Source organism: Pseudomonas sp. NFXW11 (assembly GCF_049887815.1).
GTDB lineage: Bacteria > Pseudomonadota > Gammaproteobacteria > Pseudomonadales > Pseudomonadaceae > Aquipseudomonas.
Genome location: NZ_JAGEKI010000016.1, coordinates 39030 through 61433, shown reverse-complemented (window position 1 = coordinate 61433; position 22404 = coordinate 39030). Strand labels below are relative to the sequence as shown.

The 22404-nt window shown below is 55.3% G+C and carries 31 protein-coding genes and 1 pseudogene; 17 read left to right on the top strand and 15 right to left on the bottom strand.

Features of this window, described 5'->3' with window-relative positions:
* Positions 1-14: 14 nt before the first annotated feature.
* Positions 15-323: a hypothetical protein gene (locus J4P02_RS22800; protein WP_426194482.1), complete on the top strand. Its 309-nt coding sequence runs from the start codon at positions 15-17 to the stop codon at positions 321-323.
* An 885-nt stretch (positions 324-1208) separates the two neighbouring features.
* Here the strand turns inward: J4P02_RS22800 and J4P02_RS22795 are convergent.
* Positions 1209-1592: pseudogene (locus tag J4P02_RS22795) on the bottom strand (hypothetical protein).
* A 102-nt stretch (positions 1593-1694) separates the two neighbouring features.
* Between J4P02_RS22795 and J4P02_RS22790 the strand changes: the two are divergent.
* Positions 1695-2126: a hypothetical protein gene (locus tag J4P02_RS22790; protein ID WP_426194480.1), complete on the top strand. Its 432-nt coding sequence runs from the start codon at positions 1695-1697 to the stop codon at positions 2124-2126.
* A gap of 33 nt (positions 2127-2159) precedes the next feature.
* Here J4P02_RS22790 and J4P02_RS22785 read toward each other — a convergent pair whose 3' ends face one another.
* From J4P02_RS22785 to J4P02_RS22745, 9 genes are all read right to left on the bottom strand, one after another.
* A complete protein-coding gene (locus J4P02_RS22785) occupies positions 2160-2474 on the bottom strand; it encodes a hypothetical protein (protein ID WP_426194478.1) in 315 nt (104 codons plus the stop codon).
* An 81-nt stretch (positions 2475-2555) separates the two neighbouring features.
* Positions 2556-3074: a hypothetical protein gene (locus J4P02_RS22780; RefSeq protein WP_426194476.1), complete on the bottom strand. Its 519-nt coding sequence runs from the start codon at positions 3072-3074 to the stop codon at positions 2556-2558.
* Between the two features lie 7 nt (positions 3075-3081).
* On the bottom strand, positions 3082-3645 hold the full coding sequence (locus tag J4P02_RS22775) for a siphovirus Gp157 family protein (protein ID WP_426194474.1): 564 nt from the start codon (positions 3643-3645) through the stop codon (positions 3082-3084).
* Positions 3642-4379: a hypothetical protein gene (locus J4P02_RS22770; protein ID WP_426194472.1), complete on the bottom strand. Its 738-nt coding sequence runs from the start codon at positions 4377-4379 to the stop codon at positions 3642-3644. The genes J4P02_RS22775 and J4P02_RS22770 overlap by 4 nt, the downstream gene beginning before the upstream one ends.
* A gap of 110 nt (positions 4380-4489) precedes the next feature.
* The gene (locus tag J4P02_RS22765; RefSeq protein WP_426194470.1) at positions 4490-4666 is read right to left on the bottom strand and encodes a hypothetical protein; all 177 of its coding nucleotides are present in this window, start codon (positions 4664-4666) and stop codon (positions 4490-4492) included.
* Positions 4663-4863 (bottom strand): hypothetical protein, encoded by a 201-nt coding sequence (locus J4P02_RS22760; RefSeq protein ID WP_103407569.1) that lies wholly within the window; start codon positions 4861-4863, stop codon positions 4663-4665. The genes J4P02_RS22765 and J4P02_RS22760 overlap by 4 nt, the downstream gene beginning before the upstream one ends.
* On the bottom strand, positions 4860-5051 hold the full coding sequence (locus J4P02_RS22755) for a hypothetical protein (RefSeq protein WP_426194468.1): 192 nt from the start codon (positions 5049-5051) through the stop codon (positions 4860-4862). Before J4P02_RS22755 ends, J4P02_RS22760 begins: the two co-directional genes overlap by 4 nt.
* On the bottom strand, positions 5048-5479 hold the full coding sequence (locus tag J4P02_RS22750; protein WP_426194466.1) for a hypothetical protein: 432 nt from the start codon (positions 5477-5479) through the stop codon (positions 5048-5050). Before J4P02_RS22750 ends, J4P02_RS22755 begins: the two co-directional genes overlap by 4 nt.
* Positions 5480-6120: 641 nt before the next feature.
* A complete protein-coding gene (locus J4P02_RS22745; RefSeq protein WP_426194464.1) occupies positions 6121-6972 on the bottom strand; it encodes a ParB/RepB/Spo0J family partition protein in 852 nt (283 codons plus the stop codon).
* Between J4P02_RS22745 and J4P02_RS22740 the strand changes: the two genes are divergently transcribed.
* Positions 6971-7495, top strand: a complete 525-nt coding sequence (locus J4P02_RS22740) for a hypothetical protein (protein WP_426194462.1) — start codon at positions 6971-6973, stop codon at positions 7493-7495. The genes J4P02_RS22745 and J4P02_RS22740 overlap by 2 nt on opposite strands.
* A gap of 37 nt (positions 7496-7532) precedes the next feature.
* Here J4P02_RS22740 and J4P02_RS22735 read toward each other — a convergent pair whose 3' ends face one another.
* The 3 genes from J4P02_RS22735 to J4P02_RS22725 form a co-directional block, all read right to left on the bottom strand.
* Positions 7533-7949, bottom strand: a complete 417-nt coding sequence (locus J4P02_RS22735; RefSeq protein WP_426194460.1) for a hypothetical protein — start codon at positions 7947-7949, stop codon at positions 7533-7535.
* Between the two features lie 544 nt (positions 7950-8493).
* On the bottom strand, positions 8494-9849 hold the full coding sequence (locus J4P02_RS22730; RefSeq protein WP_426194458.1) for a hypothetical protein: 1356 nt from the start codon (positions 9847-9849) through the stop codon (positions 8494-8496).
* Positions 9850-9913: 64 nt separating this feature from the next.
* Positions 9914-10675, bottom strand: coding sequence for a S24 family peptidase (locus J4P02_RS22725; protein ID WP_426194456.1), 762 nt, complete (start codon positions 10673-10675; stop codon positions 9914-9916).
* 57 nt (positions 10676-10732) lie between these two features.
* Between J4P02_RS22725 and J4P02_RS22720 the strand changes: the two genes are divergently transcribed.
* From J4P02_RS22720 to J4P02_RS22665, 12 genes are all read left to right on the top strand, one after another.
* Complete coding sequence (locus J4P02_RS22720) at positions 10733-10993, top strand: transcriptional regulator (RefSeq protein ID WP_426194454.1); 261 nt, start codon at positions 10733-10735, stop codon at positions 10991-10993.
* Between the two features lie 54 nt (positions 10994-11047).
* A complete protein-coding gene (locus J4P02_RS22715) occupies positions 11048-11665 on the top strand; it encodes a hypothetical protein (protein ID WP_426194452.1) in 618 nt (205 codons plus the stop codon).
* Between the two features lie 193 nt (positions 11666-11858).
* Positions 11859-12617 carry a phage antirepressor KilAC domain-containing protein gene (locus J4P02_RS22710; protein WP_426194450.1) on the top strand — a complete coding sequence of 253 codons (759 nt, stop codon included), beginning with the start codon at positions 11859-11861 and terminating at the stop codon, positions 12615-12617.
* A gap of 1 nt (position 12618) precedes the next feature.
* The gene (locus J4P02_RS22705; RefSeq protein ID WP_426194448.1) at positions 12619-13590 is read left to right on the top strand and encodes a phage replication protein; all 972 of its coding nucleotides are present in this window, start codon (positions 12619-12621) and stop codon (positions 13588-13590) included.
* Positions 13577-14377: a hypothetical protein gene (locus J4P02_RS22700; protein ID WP_426194446.1), complete on the top strand. Its 801-nt coding sequence runs from the start codon at positions 13577-13579 to the stop codon at positions 14375-14377. Before J4P02_RS22705 ends, J4P02_RS22700 begins: the two co-directional genes overlap by 14 nt.
* A complete protein-coding gene (locus J4P02_RS22695; RefSeq protein WP_426194444.1) occupies positions 14370-14957 on the top strand; it encodes a DUF1367 family protein in 588 nt (195 codons plus the stop codon). The genes J4P02_RS22700 and J4P02_RS22695 overlap by 8 nt, the downstream gene beginning before the upstream one ends.
* Positions 14957-15547 (top strand): recombination protein NinG, encoded by a 591-nt coding sequence (locus J4P02_RS22690; RefSeq protein ID WP_426194442.1) that lies wholly within the window; start codon positions 14957-14959, stop codon positions 15545-15547. Before J4P02_RS22695 ends, J4P02_RS22690 begins: the two co-directional genes overlap by 1 nt.
* Positions 15544-16239 (top strand): hypothetical protein, encoded by a 696-nt coding sequence (locus J4P02_RS22685; RefSeq protein ID WP_426194440.1) that lies wholly within the window; start codon positions 15544-15546, stop codon positions 16237-16239. The genes J4P02_RS22690 and J4P02_RS22685 overlap by 4 nt, the downstream gene beginning before the upstream one ends.
* A gap of 175 nt (positions 16240-16414) precedes the next feature.
* Complete coding sequence (locus tag J4P02_RS22680; protein ID WP_346625053.1) at positions 16415-17329, top strand: hypothetical protein; 915 nt, start codon at positions 16415-16417, stop codon at positions 17327-17329.
* Between the two features lie 304 nt (positions 17330-17633).
* Positions 17634-18488 carry a putidacin L1 family lectin-like bacteriocin gene (locus tag J4P02_RS22675; protein ID WP_426194437.1) on the top strand — a complete coding sequence of 285 codons (855 nt, stop codon included), beginning with the start codon at positions 17634-17636 and terminating at the stop codon, positions 18486-18488.
* A 140-nt stretch (positions 18489-18628) separates the two neighbouring features.
* The gene (locus J4P02_RS22670) at positions 18629-19270 is read left to right on the top strand and encodes a hypothetical protein (protein WP_426194435.1); all 642 of its coding nucleotides are present in this window, start codon (positions 18629-18631) and stop codon (positions 19268-19270) included.
* Positions 19271-19399: 129 nt separating this feature from the next.
* Positions 19400-19732 carry a hypothetical protein gene (locus J4P02_RS22665; protein WP_305949609.1) on the top strand — a complete coding sequence of 111 codons (333 nt, stop codon included), beginning with the start codon at positions 19400-19402 and terminating at the stop codon, positions 19730-19732.
* Between the two features lie 325 nt (positions 19733-20057).
* On the opposite strand, the gene J4P02_RS22660 is transcribed toward J4P02_RS22665, so the two are convergent.
* The gene (locus tag J4P02_RS22660) at positions 20058-20993 is read right to left on the bottom strand and encodes a hypothetical protein (protein ID WP_426194433.1); all 936 of its coding nucleotides are present in this window, start codon (positions 20991-20993) and stop codon (positions 20058-20060) included.
* Between the two features lie 173 nt (positions 20994-21166).
* Here J4P02_RS22660 and J4P02_RS22655 point away from each other — a divergent pair, with 173 nt between their 5' ends.
* A complete protein-coding gene (locus J4P02_RS22655; RefSeq protein ID WP_022639557.1) occupies positions 21167-21496 on the top strand; it encodes a hypothetical protein in 330 nt (109 codons plus the stop codon).
* Positions 21493-21837: a hypothetical protein gene (locus J4P02_RS22650; protein WP_426194431.1), complete on the top strand. Its 345-nt coding sequence runs from the start codon at positions 21493-21495 to the stop codon at positions 21835-21837. Before J4P02_RS22655 ends, J4P02_RS22650 begins: the two co-directional genes overlap by 4 nt.
* Positions 21838-21906: 69 nt before the next feature.
* Here J4P02_RS22650 and J4P02_RS22645 read toward each other — a convergent pair whose 3' ends face one another.
* Positions 21907-22359 carry a hypothetical protein gene (locus tag J4P02_RS22645; protein WP_426194429.1) on the bottom strand — a complete coding sequence of 151 codons (453 nt, stop codon included), beginning with the start codon at positions 22357-22359 and terminating at the stop codon, positions 21907-21909.
* Positions 22360-22404: the final 45 nt, after the last annotated feature.

The window sequence follows — 22404 nt, the reverse complement described above, 5'->3', positions numbered from 1 at the left end:
AAACAGGAGGCTCCATGACTGGTAAGTTCATCACTCAGTGGTTCTACGCATCGTTGACAAGCGAAACTAAACCCGCAGGCTTTTTTGGCACTAAGAGCAAAGAGGTTTATAGCGACAGGCATGTCGACTTCGATGAATACGCATCACTGCTGCAGCAGATGTACGAGCGGTACGATGAGGCGGGCTATGACGTGATTAACGTCGTGCCCATCGCTATGGGGCAATCAGAGAATTGCACCCGTAAAAATGGTGATTATGTCGGTGATGTTGGTTTTTCGATCACGCGCGGCGCTGTAGTAGTAGGTAAGCGGCGGGATGGTTAATCGATTCGACTGAGCGTAACTGCGCTTTCCAATGGCCGTTTGCTTTAGCTAGCGCTGCTATAGGTGGCGGCCTCACTCTGTTGCCGCACATGTGAGCTACTGGGTCTTGATGAAAGGCTTGCCCTGGTGGTTAGTTGCGCAACTTTCGCGGTTGATGGGTGCCAGTCAGTCCACTCGACCACAGGCGCCTTGGTCTTGGGGTTGATCACGGGCTTGCCCTCGGCATCTGTAAGCACGGCCTTTGCCCTGATCCGCAAATCTCGGCAGGGGCCGGCCTTCCTGGCCAGTTCTATGAACTGCTGAGAGTATTGAGGTGCATCGAACAGCTGACTGAGCTGCTTTACCTTCTCGCCGTCGAAGATGGCCGCGGCCTGCTTTTCTACGGCCTCATTCCACTCTGCAAGCGTCAGCTCCAGGGGGGGGCGCCAGCCTTTCCGCTTGGCTTGGTGGTCTTGGTGATCTTCCTGGCCTCAGTCAGCGCTACACCGGCTGTCATGCCGAAGACTGCGAATGTGCTCATGAGGTTTCTCCGGGCAGCCGATGGCCGTGGCCTGGCTGGCGTGATTCGTTGAAGTAGGGGATGCGGACAGGCGGCCTTAGTAGGTACTTGGAATGACCTACCCTTCAGGGGCGGTTCCCATATCCAAGGAGGTCATCATGTCCAAAGGTGGCGGCGGTAAAGGTTCTGGTAACTCTGGAAGTGCAGGCAAAGGCTCTGGCGGTTCCTCTCGCGGTCCTTCAAGTCATCCAGGCCCAGGCGGAAACTGGCCCAGCACAACAGGCAAAGTGTCTGGTGGCGATCGAGGTAATGCGCCGGCCGGTAAGAAGGGGTAACTGAAGAAGGTTAACTGCCTGCTGGTAATGCTGGCGGGCAGCACCGGAGGGTCAGGCGAGGCGAACCCTGAAGCCGAACATGTATTCGATATCGTGGTACTCGCACTGCTCATAGGCCCTGTACTTGGCCTGTGATGGCGTGCTGGCGAACACCTGGACAATGGTTCGATTGGTGATGTCCCACCAGCCTCAGCCAGAGACGAGCACCTGGTAGCTCTTCAGCGGTAGTTTGTCCGCCATCTCGCCGTACTGCATTTCCCAGGTCGGGTGGTAGTTCCTGATGCGCTTCTTCGAGTCGCTGTCGAGGATGACGCCGATGTAGTGGCCGCGGTCAGCCATGATCACGCCAGGCTCGCCGTTGGCGATCACTCGGCGCCCGACCTCGGCCGGCACCTTGTAATGCTCACGCACATACGCGCAGTTGTAGTTGCTCATGGCTTTCTCCATGCATGCGCTGCCCTCCGTGCTGGTGGCGGCATGGTGGCAATTTGGGGGCGGATGGGGGTCTACTAGCGGCTTTACATCTGGGATGCCGTCATGAAGAGATCTTTGAAGAAACTCCTGAAGAAAATCTATGCTTCCAATTCAATGACGGCCATGGAATTGGTTAAGCACATTGAAGGCGAGACTGGCGATCACCGAGACTTTTATCCTGTGGTCGCATTGGTTGATGCAGGATATCTCGGATTTACTGGCCCTCAGCCCAATCCTGATGAGCCGTTCCGAGAGACGATAATTGCCAAAACTCTTCAGTGCTACAGGCAAGGCCCCGGTCACCAGTCATATGAAAACGTGACTATTCTCGGAGACGGTGATCATGAGGGGACCTATTTCTATATAGGCCCAAAATGCATTGAGTTCTTCGAAGCACGATGGTCCGATACCAAGAGGTTGCTCACATCCGCGGGGCTTAGCTTTGTTGCTGCTGTGACGGTAGCTTTGCTCTCGTACTTTCTTAAGAGCACTTGAGTGGCTATTCGAGCTAGGGCCGACTGGTGCCTGCTACGCCTCTTCGGCGTCGAGCCGTGATGCTTGGCGCTGCCCGGCGGCCTGAATCATCCGCGCCACGTTTTCGCTAACCGTTACTTTGTGGCGCGGACATTCGATTGCTTGGTATGAGAGGCTGGGGCCCAGGGCGTGAGCGTTGATGATCAGATTCTGAATTGCTTCGCTGATCTCTTCGATACCGTTCCAGGCCATCAACTCTTCAAGCTTCTGCCGGGTACCCAGCCGGAGCCTGTGCCGCAACTCCTTCTCGTCGTACTCGATCCGCTTCTCGGCGGTTTTCGCTGATCGCTCTTTTCCAGTCTTGGCCATGGCCTACCTCTTCAATTCCGCTGGCCGGCAACTCCAGCCATGCCTGTCGCCGGCGCTTGCGGACTTGGTTGTTGATCCGTTTCAAGCACGCTTCTCCCAACGCTTGGGAAAGCTGAACTCATAGGTGAGTTCCAGGCGGCGTAAGAGTGAGTCTGATATGCCAGCCTTCCTGCAGGCAGCGATGCGCGACTCTCCAGCGTCCCGTAGAGCGGTCAGACGCTCAATGAGCTTCAAGTCGCGCTCCCTGTCCACGGTCTTGCTCTTGAATATGAAGCCGCCCTCATGGGCTGCCCGGCGCATGGCCGATTCTGACTTTCCAGTGGCGGCCATGGCCTGGTCGATGGTCATGGTCTTGGCTAACTCGTGGATTGTGTCGACGTAGGCCAGGCGCCGCTTGAAGTGGCTTTCGCTGGTGCGTTTGAATTTGCCTCGCGAGCCATGCTTGCTAAGCGGGCTATCAATGTCTTTACGCGGGTCTCGGGGCTTGAATTTGAAGGACTCAAGCACCTCGATCTTATTCCCAGACATGAAGAAGGCAGCCTTAGCTGCCTCGAGTTCTTCCTGGCGCTCAGAGCGGACCAGGATGTAGTTGTTGGTCATGATTGCCTCATTTGATGCGAATCGAGCTTTCGCCGCGCTCCAGGTGGGCCCAGTTTGGTTCTTCCAAAAGCTCTGCTTCCGCGTCTTCGCCCGCGTCCATGCGCTTGCGTACCGCAGCGTTATGCTCACGTACTTCCTTGAGCTTGGCGGCGATCGCACGCTTGTCTGGCGAGAAAACGGTCTTCGTGTCGATGAAGTCGTCCGGGATGTCGGTCTCCTTGTCGACGATCACCTTCTCCGGCGCCAGGGCCAGCGTGATGGTGAACAGCGGCCGTTTGATTGACTTAATGTTGGCGGCCTCCATGTTGCGGCGCAGATATTCGTCGAGCTTGCCGACGGTGTTCTTTCTGATGCGTTTCAGCTCATTCAGGCGATCGACTTCTTTGTCGATGGCGTCAATGTCGCCCTGGATGTTGCGGCACAACATGACGACGTTCTCGGCCTTCACTTCGAATTCGCCTTGGATGCCGTCCATGGTGTTCTGAATGGCCTGGCGTAATCCTTCGTCGTCGGTATCCTCGAGGGCCGCGAGCTCGGCCATTTGAGCGCTCAAGGCGTAGAGCAGGGTCATGCTGCTTCCTCCTTGGCTGCGGCATCTGTGAGGCGCTTCCACTCCAGCGAAATACGCTCGGCGCCCTTGGTGTCTTTGCGCGTGGTTAGCTTGCGCACTGCAACGTCGTGGATTTTTTTCAGCTCCTGGGCCGACTGAGCGCCACCCATGGTTTCGATCACTGACTTGAGGTAATCCAGGCGCTCTTGTTGCTGGCGGTCGATCTCTTCCTGCTTGTCTTCTGCCTTGGCGATCGCGACCTCATCGCGCACCGTCTCGACATAAGCGGCGTCGTCGAACAACCCCATGTGGATGTCCGCGGCAAATCCGAGCGGCTGGAGGCATTTGCCGATGGCGTCCGTGAGCGACTTCTTTGCCGCTTCCCAGTCGGTGATGATCTTGCCTTGCTGCAGGAGAACGAACGGCGTGTGCCCGTAATGCGTCACAGTGCATTTCTTTCCGCCTTCGCCTTGGTACCAAAGCTCAATCCTCACGGTGTGGACTTTCGCGTTGATGAGGGGCGCGGTGGGCCATTCCTTAGTTGGCGCTTGCAAAGGACCGCCCTCGTCGAATCGCTCTTCAAGGATGGTCCATCCCCAGCCTTCACCACATGGGCCGAAAATTTCGGTGGCTTTGCGCATCAGATAGGTTGGTTTGATGGCCGTGCCCTTGAAGCCGCCCATTCCTGTGAAGCTCTTTGTGGCACTCGGATCAGTCGTGTTGACTTGATCCCAGATCCGCATATTCGTGGACATGAGTGTCTCCCGCGCCATCCTTGAGGGGCGCTGTGAAATTCGGTGAGGGGATGCTGCGGAGATCTATCTGAGATAGACGTAGGAAAACCAGGCGATTGCGAAAACGGGGATCATGGCGATTCCTCCAGCGAAAGAAGCCGCTCACCCAGCGTTACCTTGGCGTTGACCTGCTCTTTGTTGATGCTGGTGAGGCGTGCTATCTCAGATAGCGACACGCCTTCGCGCTTCAGTTTTGCGCAGCGGATCGCCAGTTGCTGCCCGCGCTTGTGTGCGCCGGCGCCGCTCATTGCCGTTGCTCCAGTTGGGCCACGCGATAGCGCAAAACCTGCAGCATTCGCCCGCGGTATCCTGGCTCTGCATACTGCTCAACGGGTGGGCCATAGAACCCCCGGCGTTCGGCCAGGCTGTAGGCATCGCGCAGGTTATGAGCGGTGATGTCCTCGAGCTGCTCGTCTATCAGGGTTTTGACTGGGGAAGTGGTCATGCTGCCTCCTTGCGCTTCTGACAGGCATCCATCAAGCGCTTGCAGTAGTGATTGAACTCGTCAGTGGTGATCGCGCCATCGGTGAAGAGGCGGGTGATCAGGCCTTGCACCAGGACATCGATGTCCGACTCGCTGCTGGGGTCGGCAACGCCTTCGAGGGCCTGGTCGATGAGGATGTGAGGGCTCAAAACCCGCACTCCCGCTCTAAGCGTGCCCGCTCCTGTTCGAAGGCTACGGCAGCCTCGGCGTGGGGCTTCAATAGCTCGAGCGCGATGTCCTTCAAGGCTGACTTCTTACCAAGCAGGTACACCGCCAGATCCATCAGGAGCCCCGAGCTGCGAAAGCCCATGGCGCCGATCACCAGTTGGCCGAAGGCGTCTTGCTGGTCCTCACCATCGATCTGACGCTGGTTCAGGTGGTCCTGCACCGCCCTTGCAAAGTCCGCCTGGGTGACCTCGCCACGTTCTGAAGGCTGGTAGCCCCAGGAAATCCGGTAACCCATCAGCAGGCGTTCGGCGTTTGCTTCAAGCCATTCCGATTCGGCCAGGTCGTCATCGCTTACCGGTGGCGGCATACGGTTGTCGTATTCGAGCTGTGCCTTGCGTAGTGCTGACATGATTGCCTCCAGAGTGGCGGGTGCTGGTCCAACAAAACTCGGATGCACTCATCCGCTCCGCTGGTTGCCGTTGGGCGCGGAGGGGAGTGCATTCGGGATTAGTCGGGGAAGGGTAAAAGTAAAAAGGACTGCTAAATTTCAGGAAGCTCTACAAGAAAAGGAGGTCAACATGAGTTGGTCAGATAGCAGTCGTAAAGCGACATGCAGGGATTGCGGTCACGAAGGTGTGCAGGTCAGCAGCTCGGATGACCTTGGCAGAACAGAAGAGCACTGGCAGGGCTTCGATACAGTTCCAGAAAGCGATTATGAGTATTATCGAGGGCGATCCGAGGCTCGAGTTCCCGTGTGCAAATGCGGAAGCAAGAACATCATTATCGGTGGCCCTGCTCAGGCTTAGATAAATGGTGCCGCATCGGGGTGTGATCTAGCCGGTGCTGATCTCCGACTTCTTAGTCTGGTTGCTCTACAGACTTTTAAACGGCGTCTTTTCAAGAGTTTCCCGAGCAACCGGGGCTGCTGTAGCCGCTATCAGCGCATCAGCCTGCGCATTCAGATCACACCCCGATGCGTCCTGGTTGCCCAGGGATCGGGCAGTTAACGACAGGCTGTCGTGGCGCTGGTTGTTCTATGCAATTGAATTGCTAGGCAGCTTCGCTAACCGCTCGCTGGAGCTTGAGGAGTAGTGCTGTGGGAAGGCTGATCTCTGGCCCTGAACTATCAAGGCAACCATCGGGTAATGCTTTGAAGATTTCCTGTGCTGCTGCTTGGATGGCCTCGAGCCGCTGACGCGGTGTTGTAGGTCCGCGCATCGATCCAGCGGTTACCTTTGACTTGCCGGTGGCCTTGGCCTTTTGCAGCTCGCCGCCGAGCACCTTGCCTGCTGCCTCGCCATGCTGGCGTACTACCTGCACTGCTGTTGTTGCGGACACCTGGCCGGAAGCAACCAGCTGCTGGACATCGGTGTTGGAGTTGCCGAGCGTCATCACTTGCTCGACGTGCTGGCGGGTTTTGCCGACCTTCTTGGCGATCTGATCGGGCGTCCAGCCAAATGCAGTGAGCCGCTTGTAGCCGTCGGCAAGCTCAAGAGGAGAGAGCTTCTTTCCTTCCTGGCTGGTGATGACCCTGGCCACTCGTTCCGCGTCGTTGCCCTCGAAAGGAACAATCGAGATCCAGGCCTCCAGGCGTTCGGGGTCATCCTTGCTCGGAATCCTGGGAAGCCGGCCTGCTTGATCGAGCTTCAGGTAAGCGCGACGACGGCGATGACCATCGACGACCCACATTCCTCCTTCAGCGCGAGGCCGGACTTCAAGCGCCGGAATCTGGCCGCCGGCGAAGATGAACTCCGCCAGTGCGTTGATGCTTTCTTCCAGTTCTTCACCTTCGGCGCGAAGGTTGAAACCGGGCTCTTCATGGAGATCTTCCAGGCGAGCCTTCATCGCGTCAGCGCGCTTCAGGTCCCCGTCTTTGATCATTTGCTTGAAAGACTTGGCCATGCAATTTATTTCCAAGTGGTTGTCATCCCAAGCAGCCCTCGCGAGAAGGCTGCTCAGTGATGCTTTCCGTATTGCTCGCGCCTCCTACCGGGTCATTCGCCAGTTCGGTCAACTCATTGCTACTATCGATATCACCCAGCGGAAGGGCTTGAAGATGGACGATGACTGGTTGATTCGAGAGCTGAGAAAGGTCTTTTCTCAGATCGACATCACTGCTGCCCAAGAGGCAGACAAAGAGGCAAAGCGAGTCAAGAAAGCGGAGCGTGCCGCCAGGAGAGCGGCTAAAAGAAAGAATCCAGCAAAAAACTCACCCCCTCCTGTGATGGAGCGAATGGTTAAGTGCCGGGATTGCGGTAAGCCTACGAAACCAGACAAGGAGCTCTATTTTGTGCCAGTGCAATGTGATCACTGCAAAGAGCTATCTGAAGCCATTGACCTGGGAATTCATCCGCGGAAGTCGGTTTCGTTTTCTTCGGTGCACATTGTGCAAGGCGGTGCCCCTGGGCTTGGCAAGCGGAAGTGAATGCAGGAGAGTGAAAAGGCATCCGACCCCATGCCGATCAAGTGCCCTTTCCGAGACCGGTCCCGCCGCCGCGAACAACCTGAGCTGGGGTGGTGCTTGTACTTCTATCCTTTGTTTTTATTCCAAGGTCTGGCGCGCCAAAGTATTTGCTTGATGGGTCGTCTTGAGTTGCTCTTTGGGCTTTTCGCCTAGCCTTTTCTACATGCTTCAGCGCTGAAAGCGCTTCCTCGATCTGCTCGACCTTCGCTCTCACCTCGAAATCATCGGGAGCCTTGAGCATGAATTCCTTGAGAACCTGCTTTCTAGTCTTTAACAGTCTTGTGCTATCTGACTTCGCTCCACAGATGAAGGCGTCCTCCAGCTTCAAGAGCTCGGCTTTCTTAACGGATACACCACGGAAGGAGTGTGATTTCTTCCAGCGATTTCCACTGTTGTGTAGCCTCGGCGTATTCATGGCTATCCACCTGTTCTATTGCTACAGGCAGCGTAGTTCGAGCTGATGCTTTCCGAGAATCCCTCGAAGAAGAATTCTTGGAGAGCATCCGGCCCACACTCAACGGGCCGGTAAACTCTTTCCTTTTGCATAGGCCAACGGTCGCTTTCCCGTCGATGTCTTTCAGCGCGACACGGGGTCAAGGCCCCAAAGCCAAGCGCTTACTTTCCACCACGCAGCCTCTCCAGCTACGCCCTCCGAATGAGGTCTCCTATGCCCAGCGCCGACATGAGGTCGAATCGCTGCGTACCGTTGCGCGGTACGTCCGCTGGCTATGCATCGGCCAGCTCGGCGTCCATCAGATTGTTAAAGAACGGCGCGGCTTTCGCTGCTGGGCCGGTATTGCGTTGGCTTGAGAGTGATATTAGGCATAGGCTAATTTTATGTAAATAGGTAATGCCTATTTATTTTCTGTTAGGCATGAAAAAGCCCGCATTAGGCGGGCTTTGGTAGTGCCAGCGATGGAAGGTCGCTCGTTACCGACGGTGGCAAGCTTGCAGAATTTCTAAGCCATGAGGCGGGCCGAAAGGTCACTGAGTAATGGCGCACCTCTTCCAGAAACACGCTGACAAATCTGTTGCGCGTCTTCACTGCTTGAGCTTATGAAGGAGAGAGCAGAGGCCTTTATGTTGGGGATTCTTGAAAAGTTTGAATCCCTGACCCTGATTGATCTCCAGGCACCCGTTTCAGCTGCAGAGTTTATCTGGACGATTAACTCAAAACAATCTTTGGGTAATAAAAGGTTATTAGTGATCTCGTCTAACTCATTGACATGTTCAATAAATGAGTTTGCCGTATCAAAATGGTTTGATCCTGCAAGATTGAGCAGATTCTTGGCTAGCAAGTCATAGAGGTTTTCTTGTGGTAGGCCAACTTTAAGAATCAACTTGCTATATGGGAACTTTTCTATGAAAGACTGGAATTCACTGAGGAGGTTTTCAGTAATAAAGAGAGCCATATCCTGTTCAACTATTGATCTAAAAAAGGAGGCAGGATGATCGAAAAGGGTCTCTGAAGATGAAGGGTTTTTATTTGATATCGCTTCTGAAAGTAGGGGCTTGATTCTTGAGAGGGTGACATTGTGAATATTTTTTAGAAGTTTTGCATTTGCGCATATGGAGGAGAAAATTATATTGTGGTAGTTTTTGTTTGTTATCTTTTTCTCAATCAATCGCAATTTTATTTCTGTGCAGATGTCTTCTCTGTCTATCCTGGCGAGGCCATTTATAAAGAACTCGCAATTGCGGAGCGTGGAGCTTTCTGATGTTAAATATTTATCAATAATTTTTTCTAATAAATAAGGGACTGCAGTTTCGTGTACGTTAGAGATTTCCTTTTTAACCGTCTCCGTTGTGGCCGAAATTAAATTAGACGGGAAAAAATTACTATCTCCGATGCGTGATAAAATTTCATCACACGCTTGGGTCGTCGAGAAATTAGGGTGGCACATGAATCTTGTGATTGACTCGTAGATTACAAATCTCGCTTCTTCAGCGCTACACCTATGCCCAGAAGGGTGAGCCGACTTATTTCTAAGGGTCTTGATTATCTGATAGAAATCATGATCGATAGCTGGTATTAGATTATTGGCTTTTAGCTGATCAAGGAGGTAGCTTTCAAAGATGTCTTGCTCGTTTTTTCTTTTTTCAATTTCCTGGCTGATGGATCTAGCCTTTTTGTTGATTTTTCCTAGTTCTTCGAGCTTTTTTGAAATGTCTTCGAACATTGCGATGAAGGTAAGTACAATGCATGCTCTATATGCTCCCGCCATATAGCAAGACATAGCTTCGCGCATGTAGTTTTTCATTTCTGTGTTTCGAATACTAGAAACTAACTCTTCCAAGTCTCTCAGGTGTGCCATTTACGATCCTTGTAATCGAATTTCTAATGAGTCTATTTTTAGGAAGGGGATAGTTTTCTTTGTTTTAGCGAGCAAACATCCCCCACCAGAACACATGGCCCAGGATCGAAATTTGCTGTTCCTGGACTTCTTGGAACGTGTAGTCCTCATCCGGGTGTTCGTCACGATTGAAGCTTCGCAGGCGCAGTCCAGTGGGTAGGCGATAGACCTGCTTCACACGAAGCTGGCCATTGTGGTTGATCGCATAGAGGTCGCCATCAACGATATCGCCGAGCGAGTTCTTGCCAGTGTTCACGCCGACCGTGGCGCCATCACGTAGCACGGGGAACATGCTGTTGCCGCGGGCGATCACGCACTTGGCATTGCTGAACTGCACATTGTTACGGCGCAGATCGCTCTTGAAGAAGCGCAGCTTGGCGGTGTCACTTTCCTCGATCACAAACCGGCCAGAGCCGGCTGCCAGCTCTACTTCGCGAAGGAAGGGGACGTAGACCTCGTCGTCGGGAAGGGGAGTCGCGTCGTCCCAGGTCTCGATGTTTGAAAGCTTGACGCCTGCCTTTGGTGAGGAGTCGTTGGTCGCTGGAGCTTCAGCGACGCTCAGAATATCTCCCATGCGCTCACTCAACCCCCAGTGCGCAGGGGTGACGACATCCGAGAAATACTCAATCAGCTCCATGAGCTTGGATTTATCGATGCGGCCCGTCTTTACCCAGCCTTGGACGGATGGGCCGGCCACGCCGAAATCTTCGGCGAGCCTCTTCTTTGTTACGCCTTTGGCGACCCGAGCTCGCTCGATGGCTGCGCCTAATTCTATTCCTGTAAGCATTGCCTAATTAAGCCTAGCTGATTGTTGGTTAGGCAATGGCTTGTTCGTGATTAGCTAATGCCTTATATTTGGTGCATGACAAACCGGAGTTTCCTTATGACACCAGCAGAAGCGGTTCGGAAGGCAGCCGGGATATTGGGCAGCCAAACAGCGCTGGCCAGCCGTCTTGATGTTCGAACCCCGACTGTTAGCCAGTGGTGTTCAGGAGATCGGCCCGTTCCGGCAGCAAGGGCGCTTCAAATCGAGGCGCTTACAGGTGGCGAAGTTAAGAGGGGGCAGCTTTGCCCTTCGTTTCCCTGGGGCGAGATGGTCGCTTGAGCGACTGTCCCGTTCATCTCCTCAGTACGTCCAGATTAGAAGAGAGCAGTCCCCATGGAAACGTCCAATCCAAGACACAACGCACAAACCCGTGACCAGGTGCTGGTAGCGCATGCCGCAAACCAGGTCGCCCGCACCAGCCTGAGTCAGGACGACTTCGCCCAGGCGTTGTGCCGGGAGATCTACACGAGCATTCCTGGGACACGGATCAAGGAGGCCAAGGTTCCAGACTTCGAGGAGCTTGCGCGCCTGAACGATGTGAGTGAGTTCGTGAAGGCCGCCGGCCGCTGGCTGAAGCGTGTGCAGCGCTGGCTGTCAGGCGATCAGGAAATTCCGTCCTGGCTGGAGGAGCCATGGGTCAATGCTCTGGAGCCTGAATTCCGCGACCACTGCATCAACGAGCTCGCCAGCCGTCACGGCTTGATAGGGGCTCGCCAGATGCAGAGTCAGCAATGTGCGAACAAGAGCTTTGGTGCATTGGTTCGCGCCCTCGGTGATGTTATCGACACCGGCAGCGAGGTTTTTGACGACCAGGTGATGAGCGAGGAAGACCTACCGCTCCTGCCGGCGTTTGCGAAGCAGTGTCGGCAGGTTGAGGCGCGGGCAGGGGAGTTGAGGCGTAAGGCTGAGCAGTTAATCGCTTCGACCCGGCCGTTGAAGTCCATTGCCTGATTTTTCCGCGCATGCGCGGGGTTTTGGGGGAATGAGCACAGTGAATGTCGTTGTGATTAACCGCTTTTGCAAAGCGCGCCATTCAAATAGGGGGCTTTACCGGGCCATTAAGAAGTAGAAGCCACCGAAAATCCAGGCACAAAAAAGCCGACGGTCGAGGTCGGCTTATTCGTAAAACTAGAGAGACCTGATTATGCAGAGCCAACCCAATTCGAGCAATACCCTCAGCAGTGCCGCGCCACGTTTTCAGAACTCGCAAAATGTGGCGCGGAGTATTTCGAGTATCGAGCTCCGCGACATGGTGAACGCCGCCCGCACTCAGGCCGGCGAGACGAAGGTCCGCAATGATCAGTTCATCATCCGGGTTCAAGACGAGCTCGGCGATGAGTTGGGGGAGTGCAAATTTATTGCACACCCCCAAAGCGGCGTTGAGATGGCTTGTTATGACCTGACCCTGGATCAGGGCATGCTCGTCGGGATGCGTGAGTCCAAGGCGGTCCGACGTACCGTCCTGCAAAAACTGAAAGAGCTGGAAGGGCCGCGCGTCATCGCGACTCTGCCGGACTTCACCAATCCTGCTGCAGCTGCTCGTGCCTGGGCCGAACAGTTCGAGCTTCGGCAGCAGGCCAGCCTGGCGCTGATCGATGCGGCACCGAAGATTGCTTTCGTTGATCGCTATGTCGACGCCACCGGCCTCAAAGGCTTCCGTCAGGTGGCCAAGCTGCTCAAGGCCAACGAATCGCGATTCCGTGAGTTCTTGCTGGACAGGAAAATCATGTACCGCATGGGCGGGGAGTGGCAGGCCTATCAGCCCCATATCGATGCTGGGCGCTTTGAAGTGAAGACCGGCACCGGGGGCAACGGGCACGCCTTCAATCAGTCCAAATTCACCCCCAAGGGCGTTAATTGGGTCGCTGGGCTGTGGGCTCAGTACAAGTTGGCCGAGGCCTGACATGCAATACACCATCACGATCAATCAGGTGAAGGCACTCGAGTGGGGGCTGAATTCTCAGCAGGCCCTGCTGTTCGCCTTTATCTACGGCTGCCCGAGCTGGACCAAGCCAATCAAGACTGATGACGGGATCTTTTTCGCGTTGAGCAAGGCCAAGATCATCGAAGAATTACCGCTTCTAACCGATAAGCCTGATACCGCATATCGCATGCTGAAGGCGTTGGAAGAGGCCGGCCTGATTGAGCTTTCCAGCACTTCGAACATTACCTTGTTTCGCTTGACCGAAAAGGCGATTGAGTGGAATCAGAAGGTTGATGGCTCGGAAAAATATCCGACCCCTCCAGAGCACGCAGCTCGGAGAAAAATCCGATCTACCTCGGATAAAACTCCGGGCAAGGTCGGAAAAAAATCCGATCCTGGATCGGAAAAAAATCCGACAAATCAGGATACCAACCATCAGGATACCAATCAGGAAACCAGTCAGGACTTGCAGAGCGGCTCCGGCAAGCCGGCCCGCAACCTGGTGCTGGTGGTGGATCGTACCAATACGCCACGGGTTGAGATCCCCGCTGACATGCCGGGCCCCAAAGACCAGTCCTGCAAAACCTTCAAGGTTTGGGCGAACTACGCAATGGCCTACCGCAAGCGCTACAGCACTTGGCCGGTATGGAACGCCAAGGTCGGTGGCCAGCTCGGCCAACTGGTCGATCGCCTCGGCGCCGATGTTGCCCACCACGTCGCTGCTCACTACCTGAAAACCAGCGACGCCTCCGTCCTACGCAAGTGCCACAGCCTCAACGAACTGCTCGCCAACGCCGAGAGCTACCACACCCAGTGGGTGACTGGTCAGCGCGTCAATGGCGCTACCGCTCGCCAGCAGGAGCGCACTGAGGCAAACCTTTCCGCCGCTGAGCAGGCCGCTCAATTGGTCCTGGCCAGGCGCCAGTCGGGAGAGCGCAATGAGTACCTTTGAAATGAACGACGCCCAGGTCGCCGGTCTGTCGGCTGCAATCGTTGCCACTGCTGAGGCAATGGGGCATGAGATGAGCCCTGGGACCGCGGCGATCATGGCCGAGGATCTGTGCGCTTATCCGGTGTTTGTTGTTCGTGCAGCGCTGAAGGCCTGCCGACATGAGGTGAAGGGCAAGCTGGTCATGGGCGAAATCATGCAGCGCGTCCAAGCAGCCGATGGGCGCCCGGGAAAGGATGAGGCATGGTCAATTGCACTTACTGCTGCCGATGAGATTGAGACCGTGGTGATGACTTCGGAGATTCAGCAGGCCATGACCGCCGCAGCGCCAATCCTCAGGTTGGGTGACAAGGTGGGAGCTCGTATGGCGTTCATGGACGCATACGCGCGCCTTGTGAAGACCGCCCGAGCTGAAGCGGCCCCTGTGTCCTGGTCTGTGTCCCTGGGTTTTGATCCTGGTCGCCGAGTTCTCGCTATCGAGTCAGCTGTCCGGATGCAGTTGATCACTCAACAGGCAGGCACCCAGTACCTGGCCGACCTGCGCATTGCGCCGATCACCTCTGACGGTCAGGCCATAGCCGGTCTGCTCACTGGTTCCCCAGTTGAAGCTTCACCCAGCCTGCGCAAGAAGCTTGCCGAGGTTCGTGAGATTGTCCACGCGGCCAAGGCCCGAAATGAGCGCATGCGCCTCAAGAAGGTCAAGGCTGCGCGAGTCGACACATATCTGCGCAAGCGCAAGGCTCGAAAGGCTATCGCTGCCGCTCTACGCAAGGAGGCCAACCATGGCTGAGCTCGCCCTTATTCGCACCGCCCAGGGCCTGGTGCCGGCCACCGAGGCAGACCGGGAAACCATCCAGTGCTGGAAGGCGGGCCAGGTCATACATGGCAAGTTCACCAAGATGAGGAACGCCCGGTTCCACGGCAAGTTCTTCGCAATGCTGGATCTGGCCTGGGAATACTGGGAGCCTGTCGGGGGCCTGATCCCGCGCCAGGAGATGCGTGGCATCCGCGGCCTGGCCAAGTTCTTCGAGGCGCAGAACGGAAAACCAGGGCAGCTATCGAATGCGGTTGATGCCTACATCGCCGGGCTTGAGCAGGCCCGCGCAGAGCGCTTCCCCGCTGTCGACAAGTCCCGCGAAGCCTTCCGCGAGTGGGTGACCATCGAGGCCGGCCACTTCCACCTGGTGCGTACTCCCGACGGCGTCCGCAAAGAGGCCAAGTCCATCAGCTGGGCGAGCATGGATGACACCCAGTTCGAGCCCCTTTATCGCGACGTCTTCAACGCCTGCTGGCGCCTGGTGCTGTCCGCGCACTTTGATACCGAAGGCGCTGCCCTGGCCGCGGCTGACCAGATCGGGAGTTTTGCTTGATGCGAGTAGCCCTGAAGGCCACCAAGACGCCCAAGCCTAAGAAGTGCAAGAACCCATCCTGCGGCATCAGTTTCGCTCCGCAGCGCCTGGGTCAGGCGGTGTGTAGTCCACGTTGCGGCCTGGCCATCAAGGACGTGAACCAGGGGCGCGCGCATAAGGCTCTGGCCCAGCTCGAGCGCCGGGAGATCAAGGCCAGCAAGGAAAGACTGAAGAGTAGGGCGGATCATCTCCGAGAAGCCCAGGCCGCCGTTAACGAATGGGTACGCCTGCGCGACGCCGATCTGCCTTGCGTCAGCTGCGGACGGCACCACGACGGCCAGTATCACGCCGGCCATTACCGAACCGTAGGCGCGAACCCAGAAATCCGCTTCGAACCCTTGAACGTCTGGAAGCAGTGCGCCCCATGTAACACGCACCTGTCCGGCAACTTGGTGAACTACCGGCTTTCGCTCCTGCTGCGAATTGGCGCCGAGAAGTTGGCCTGGCTGGAAGGTCCGCATCCAGCACGCAAATACACCGTCGAAGAGATCAAGGCCATCAAGGCCGAGTACCGCGAAAAGATCAAAGAACTGAAGAGGGCTGCAGCATGATCTACCCAGGCGTTCTAAGCGCAGTTGTTTCGGCCCTCGCCGCCGAAGCCATCGACAACACCAGTAAGCAGGCGTGGCAGAAGTTGTACAACTCGGCCGATGAGGAGGAGGGCGGTGATCTGGCTACCCTGGTTCGTTCCCGCGGAGCCGAAACCATCGACCGCACCCATGTGGATTGCTGGGTATCGGCCAGACTGCACCATGGACTAGAGCCTAAATACTGGAATGCGCTTGTGGCCAAGTACAGCACCCACAAGGGGCGGAAGGTGCAAGCCATCTCGGCATTGCAGGCTCTGATCAGTACCCCGGCACCGAAGCTGTTCCTGTTCAAGGCGACCACTGCCTGGGCCATTCCCCAGCTCAAGGGGGCGCGGCAGAAGGTGGCGACGTCCGTGTCGGTCGAGATCCCGCTTGATGCACCGGCGTGGCGCCAGGAGTCGATGGTGAAGGCGGCAGTGGCGGCCGGTCAGGCCAAGGCGAAGAAGGAAGAAACTCGCTCTGCCGACATGATTGTCCTGAAGGACAGCTTCTACGACATGAACACCTGGGATAACGACGGCACTCCGGAGTCGACCCGGCGCCGGTGGCGTCTGGATATCGGTCGAGCCGCAGACGATCTAGTCAATGAAGCCCTGGCACACGCTGCTGACATCCTGGAGGCCGAAGGCCTGCTGATTGAGCGGGCTGCGTAATCGTCTGTTGACATCAGTGAGCGGATGAGCGAAATTAATCCCATCCTGTTATTCCTGCGCGTTGTTGAGGAGTAGCAATCAAACCCGGCGAATATGCCGGGTTTTTCGTTTGCAGGACCGGATGGCATTTTGCTGGCAGGGAAGGTAAATTTCTGCCTCTTGCAAGGAGAGCGCCGTGTCTGAGCCGATAACCTTTACTTTTCCCCTCTCGTTCTACTACGAAAGCAAACAGCCAATTCCGATCGATGAGATCGTCAAATCCCTCCTTGCACTGGAGCGGCTTGCAGCTAAGGTTCCCCTGCTGCTTGGTGAGTTGAGTGGGACAGAAATCGATCTTCACTCGCTAAAGGTGGAGAAGATCGAGTCCGGAAGCCTTAAAGAGCTTCTGGAAATGTCTATCTCCTTCTTGTCAGAGGAGGACAAGAAGAAGTTTCAACAGTGGCTTAAGGGGACGAAAATGGGTCAGGCAGCGAAGGTTGCGGCGCTAGGAGGGCTGGCTTCTCTGGCGGTCCTGCTGATCGCCAGCCAGGCGATCACGGCTTACGACACATTCACCAAGACCGATACACCCAGTATCCAGGCGAACCATAACGTCATTATCAACATCGGCGCAGATGCGACTGGCGTGTCCAAAGAACGTCTGTCTCAAGCGATTGACGCCTCCATGACGGGCGACAAGAAGAAGGTGGTCTCAGCTGCATTGAACTTCGTCAGCCCAGCAGCGGGCGAGGATGGCGGTGGTCTGTACGTCGGCAAGGACAAGTCCTCAGGCATTTCCTTCTCTCACCAAGCTGCTACCGATGCTCCGGCACAAGCAGACTTCAGGGTCCGCGATGTTGATCACCGTTACGAAAAGGTTGAGGTAGAAATCAAGGTTCTTGACCGGGATAAGATTGAGTCAGGGTGGAAGGCGAGCCTACCAACGATCGCTGCTGATAAGCGACTGCCGCTCTACTTTGCTGACGGCTTGGAGCCCGGGAAAGCGGCAACTGACGCAAAAATTAAAGCGGATATCGTCGTAACGTATGCTCAGGATTTCAATCGAGGTTCTATGATCCCGAAAAGCATTTTGATTCAACGCATTTATTAGCGACCCCCCTACCAATCAAGGCCCCGCACTTGCGGGGTTTTTTTATTTCTGCTCCCCGCACCCTTTGCTCCGAGCTGCTAATACAGGTGGGCAAACAGGATTCAAGATACTGGTTGCATGTACAGTATTTTGTTGAGATAGTCATTCAACTCCTCGGGAGTGCAGGACGCGAGTGTCAGCTTGATGTCGGCGCTGATCTGCATGTCTCCGAGTGAAGGCCGCGAGCCTCGAGCAATCGCCTATGAGCGACATGAGTGCAGCCAAGGCTGTGCAAACAAATCATTCGACTTTATAGGTGAGCAATATGGCTACTTTTTCCGTTGCACCATTTACCAATAACGGCAACCCTGTCTTGCCGCCGCGTCACTTCATGGTTCCAGGCCAATATCTTGAGTCGCCGAGCAAGCGTTTTAAGCTGCTTCTGCAACCAGATATCAACCTTGCACTTTACGATAACGGCGCGCTGGCTTGGGTGGCTGACAACAACCCCTACACCACGACCAGCAGAAATCCCAATAACGATCTTGTGAACTGCTTTTATGTTCATACTACAGGGATTCTTGTAGACCACTCGCGTGGCCGGGCCTGGATGACCACAAACGGCGTTCCAGTTGGTGGTGACAAAGGGTCTGCGGAGCGTACATTCGTACAGGTCCAGGACGACGGCAATCTGGTGATTGTTGAATCGGTTCCGCTTTGGGCGAGTAATGCGGCCCTTCTCCCAGACTTTACCCAACCATCATTGGCCATTCCGGGCGGCACCACCCTGGAGGTCGAGAAGCGTTATGTTGTTGGCGGCACGACTATGGTGTTTCAGTCGGACGGCAACTTTGTGGTTTCGAACGGGCCTTTGGGAGTTCTCTGGGCCAGTTGGACCCAGAACAAAGGGGCAACGCGCGCGGTCATGCAAACTGACGGTAACTTTGTCATCTATGGCGCAAACAACACCCCACTCTGGTACACGGGTACAGCAGGGCAACCTGGTGCAGAGCTGAAGCTGCAGGCCAACGGGCGTTTATCCGTGGTTAAAGAACTCCCAGTTTGGGCACGATTTGGCTATACCCCTACGGTTCGCCCGCGTCGACGTGTGATCTACCCAGGTAGCACTATTGAAAACTGGAAGGTCAAGGACTTCACGTTTGATAACGTCTGGGGCTGAGAGTTCGCGTTCTTCAGGCCGCACTCGGGTGGCCTGAACAATCATCAGCAAGAAAGCCAAGAGCTTCAATTCATCGCCTTTGAGCGACATGAGAGCGGAATTCTCCGCGACAAATCATTCGACTCAATAGGGCAATCCAAATGAAAAAGACTACCAGTGTTTCCCTGCTCGGTTTGTTGGCGCTTTTTGGTGCCAGCATGAGTGCCTTTGCCGACACAGCAATGTCCTGGAACTTGGCAAGGGATGTAATTCTGGCAAAGGAGAGTGCCCCACAAGGTTCTCCTTGGTCGTTTATGCAGAACTCGTCTGGTGCGAACAAGGCCGAAAACTACGTCCCATTGCCGTACTTCAAAGCCGACTCATGCAGCAACCTCCCGGCTACATGCTGGATGGATCAAGTGTCTGGGGCACACGTGTCGGTTCACCTGAAACCTTACACTTACACTGCAAACGGCAGCTTTACCATTGCAGCTGGTGACGTGGCATTTCACCCAGGCCAGAACAGCCAGACGGTCATTCGCTGGGCCAGTCCTGTGGTGGGCGAGATCAACATTCTCGGGCGAGTCAGCAGCATTCACAACAGTTGCGGTGATGGCGTTTCCTGGTCTTTGAATCAGGATGACACGGTTCTTCAATCGGGTAGCTTGGTCAGAGGCAATGGCGCGGTCTTTTCGGTCAGCAAAGTGCCTGTCACCAAATCGTCCGCTATCTACTTGGTTCTCGACAAGAAGGCCAACTACACCTGTGACACCAGCACTATCGACATGCTCATCACCAAGTAAACGATGGTGCTCAGCCGTATCAGGCTGTAGTAGCCAACTGACTGAAAGCCAAGAGCTTCAACTCATCGCCTTTGAGCGACATGAATGCGGAATTTTCCGCAACCAATCATTCCATTCAAAGGTAACAAAATGAACGCAGTAACTATGGGTAAGCACTTCACTACACTGCACCCGAACGGGATTGTGGAGATTGTATCGGCAGCACAAAATACTGGTGGTCTGATCATCCAGACCGGCCTGATCGCCCCCTCGAACGGTACCGTTGATCTATATGTCGGGCCGACCGGTTCTTCCCTTGCTGATTCAGCAATCATCTTCTCCGCCAACGGTTCTCGTATCACGAATAGCAACTCGGAGGTTGTTATGCCGTACCCGATTCGCATCCCTGCGGGTAAGGCGCTGTGGACATACTCGTCTACTCCGGGTGGCGCAATCGCATTGACATGGGATTTGCTGGCTTAACGGTGCCTCCTGATCCATAAGCCTGGATGAAATAGAAAGCCCGGACCTGTACCGGGCTTTTGTGCCTCTGAGGAAAGCCGCTACCGAAGTGGGAGTTTTCCCGGATGTCTTTCGGATTCCCTGCAGCGAGGGCAGCCTCACGGAAGGCCTGGACACTGATAAGCCGGTAAGTGCAGTGCAACTGGCAACGGAAAAACACCGGCAGCCCGCGCACCCTTACCTCATCATCGCTGTCGGGGTGGCGCGAGACTGGTCCTGGCGAGATCTGGGCAGTCGGATGCCAGAGGTGAAGAAACCTCTGGCGAAAGGAAAGTTGGCTATGCAGCTAGCCTTCATTTACGAAGGGGCCGAATTGAACGTTTACCACATGCACTCGTTCCTCGTTGTCGTTTGCCCCTAGGTTTACTGATACTCCTCCTCCGAGTTGTTTCGCCTTGATGGAAAGATCGACATTTCTGTCTTCGGAGAACGAAGTATTTTCCTTGAGCTCTAGGGAAGCGTCGGTGCAACCACCGTGCTCTCTAGCGAACAGAACTGCTTTCCACGAGGGTTCGAACGCCAGCCAGAAGAACCCGCTGCGATCTAGTGTTCTCGAGGTACTCCATGTACAGCCATTGAGATTGAATACTCTGGTATCCAATGTGCCGCTTGCATGCTGCGAATTGCTCCCGTAACCCGCCTCTGCTGCTGCGATGGGACCAGCATCTATTGAGCCGCCAGCTTTGAGGAGGCTGCCACTTCTGTTGGAAGTGTTTTTTGTGATGCTTATTCGAGTCGCTCCAAGAGATACCAGGAGTCTTATGAGCTCAGATTCTCTTTCCTCCAGCACGTGAGCATCGTAGCCCTCACTTGGTATGTACAGATGCTCGGTTTCGGCTCCAGAGAAGTCTGCAAGAGGGTGCCTCCGGTAGGATTTTCCAACCATCGGATGACCAGGCTGAAAGCGGTAACCTTCAGACTTTGCCTGCTTTGGAGAAAAGGTGGCGTTATCGACATATGCAGCGAGCAATCGCTCCTTCTCTGCATGAGCTTCTTTGTCTTCATCCTTGTCACCGGATACAACGCTAGCAAGAGAGGGCATTGCGCTGACTGCAGCTAGAACAAGTGAGGTCGGAAGTATGGAGAGCGTTGGTGTTAGCGGTGAGATATAGGACAGTCCCGGGTGCTCTCGCCCAGGCATGGTGAAGTTTTGAGTTGATTCACTGCCAATCGACTTAGGTTTGGCCAGGTACTCGTCAATGATGTGAATGGTGTCCAGCATATTCAGCTCCATCTCAATACTTGTGGGTCACGGACAGCCATCGTAAACGATGATGATAATTGGCGCGTAATGAGTCGGTTGGAGACGGCTGGCCGTAACCCTGAGTGGAAGTTTCTTTTTATGGGCCTAGCAGAATGCGGGGCCTTTTCATGTCCAGCTTCGGAGTCGAGCGCATGGAGTTTCTGTACCGCCTGCTCGACAGGCTTGATACGTGGTTTACCGCGGGGTTGGTTGGCGCATTCGCCGCGAGCTGGTGGCACCGCGACGACCTGGTAGACCGAAAGGCCTGGGCCGTATTCATTTTCTCGGGCGCTGTCTGCGCCCATTACCTGACCGGACTGGTGAGTGCTTACCTGGGAGTGGTTGAGCCCCGTAGCGTTGCCGGTATCGGTTTCTTGCTCGGCACCTTCGGTGGCTCGTTGATCGCCGCTATCACCCGGGCAATCAAAGCTGCTGACCTTTGGGCGTTCATTCGTTCGAAGTTCGGGGGAGGTGGCACATGATCCTGGAACACGTTGCAACGTGGTCGGCTGGACTGATCGCGCTATGGGCGACCTGGTGCTGCTTGAGCGAGAAGGTCCGCGATGGGGTGCTGGGGAAGTTGATCTACGCGACTATCGCCCTGAGCGGCTACGCGCTCCTGGTGCGCAACGACAGGCTGATCATGTCCCAGTCGGTGGCAGAGGCGACCCTGTACGCCTCTCTGGCCCTGGCCGGCGTTCGGCACGTCTTCATGGCCACGTACTGGCAGCGGGTGAAGGTCTGGCTGTGCAGGGCGCTGAACTGCGAGCACTGTCTGCGCTGTAATACGCGCAAGGACAGTGTCGAGCGCAGGAAACCATAGGTCACGACACGTTTCGCGAATACTCAAACTGTGTCGCGATATTCAGATGCAGGGGTACTAAATTATTGTTTAGCTCGTCCAGTTCATCGCTGCGTTGACAGCTAAGCCGTAACCCTTGCTCAACACTTCGCCAGCCAGCTCTTTCAGTTTTCCGGTGGCACCGTCCGCGGCTGCAGCTGCCAGTCTGCCGCCGAGTGTTTCACCGCCTACGCTCTGAGGTACAGCCTTTAGAACCTCCAAGGCTTTGGCGGTTAGGGTGCATGACTCAAAGGTATAGCGGTATGACGAGATGTGGCGGGAGACAACATACCCAGACTCGATCAGCCACTGAATTGTATTGTCGAAAAACTCAAGCGGTTCACCGCCCTGGGACAGTTCGTCCTCGTTGAGTGGCTTGTCGTAAACCAAGGCATCAGCAAACTGCATTACGTGCAGATCAATGGCAATCGGGAAGCTTTGATACAGCTTCGAGAAGACCAGGCCAGTCAGTTCGTCAAATCGTTCGATATTTGAATCTGCCATTTTTAACTGATGCTCCCAGTAGGTTGTTTCGTTCTAATGTCGAAA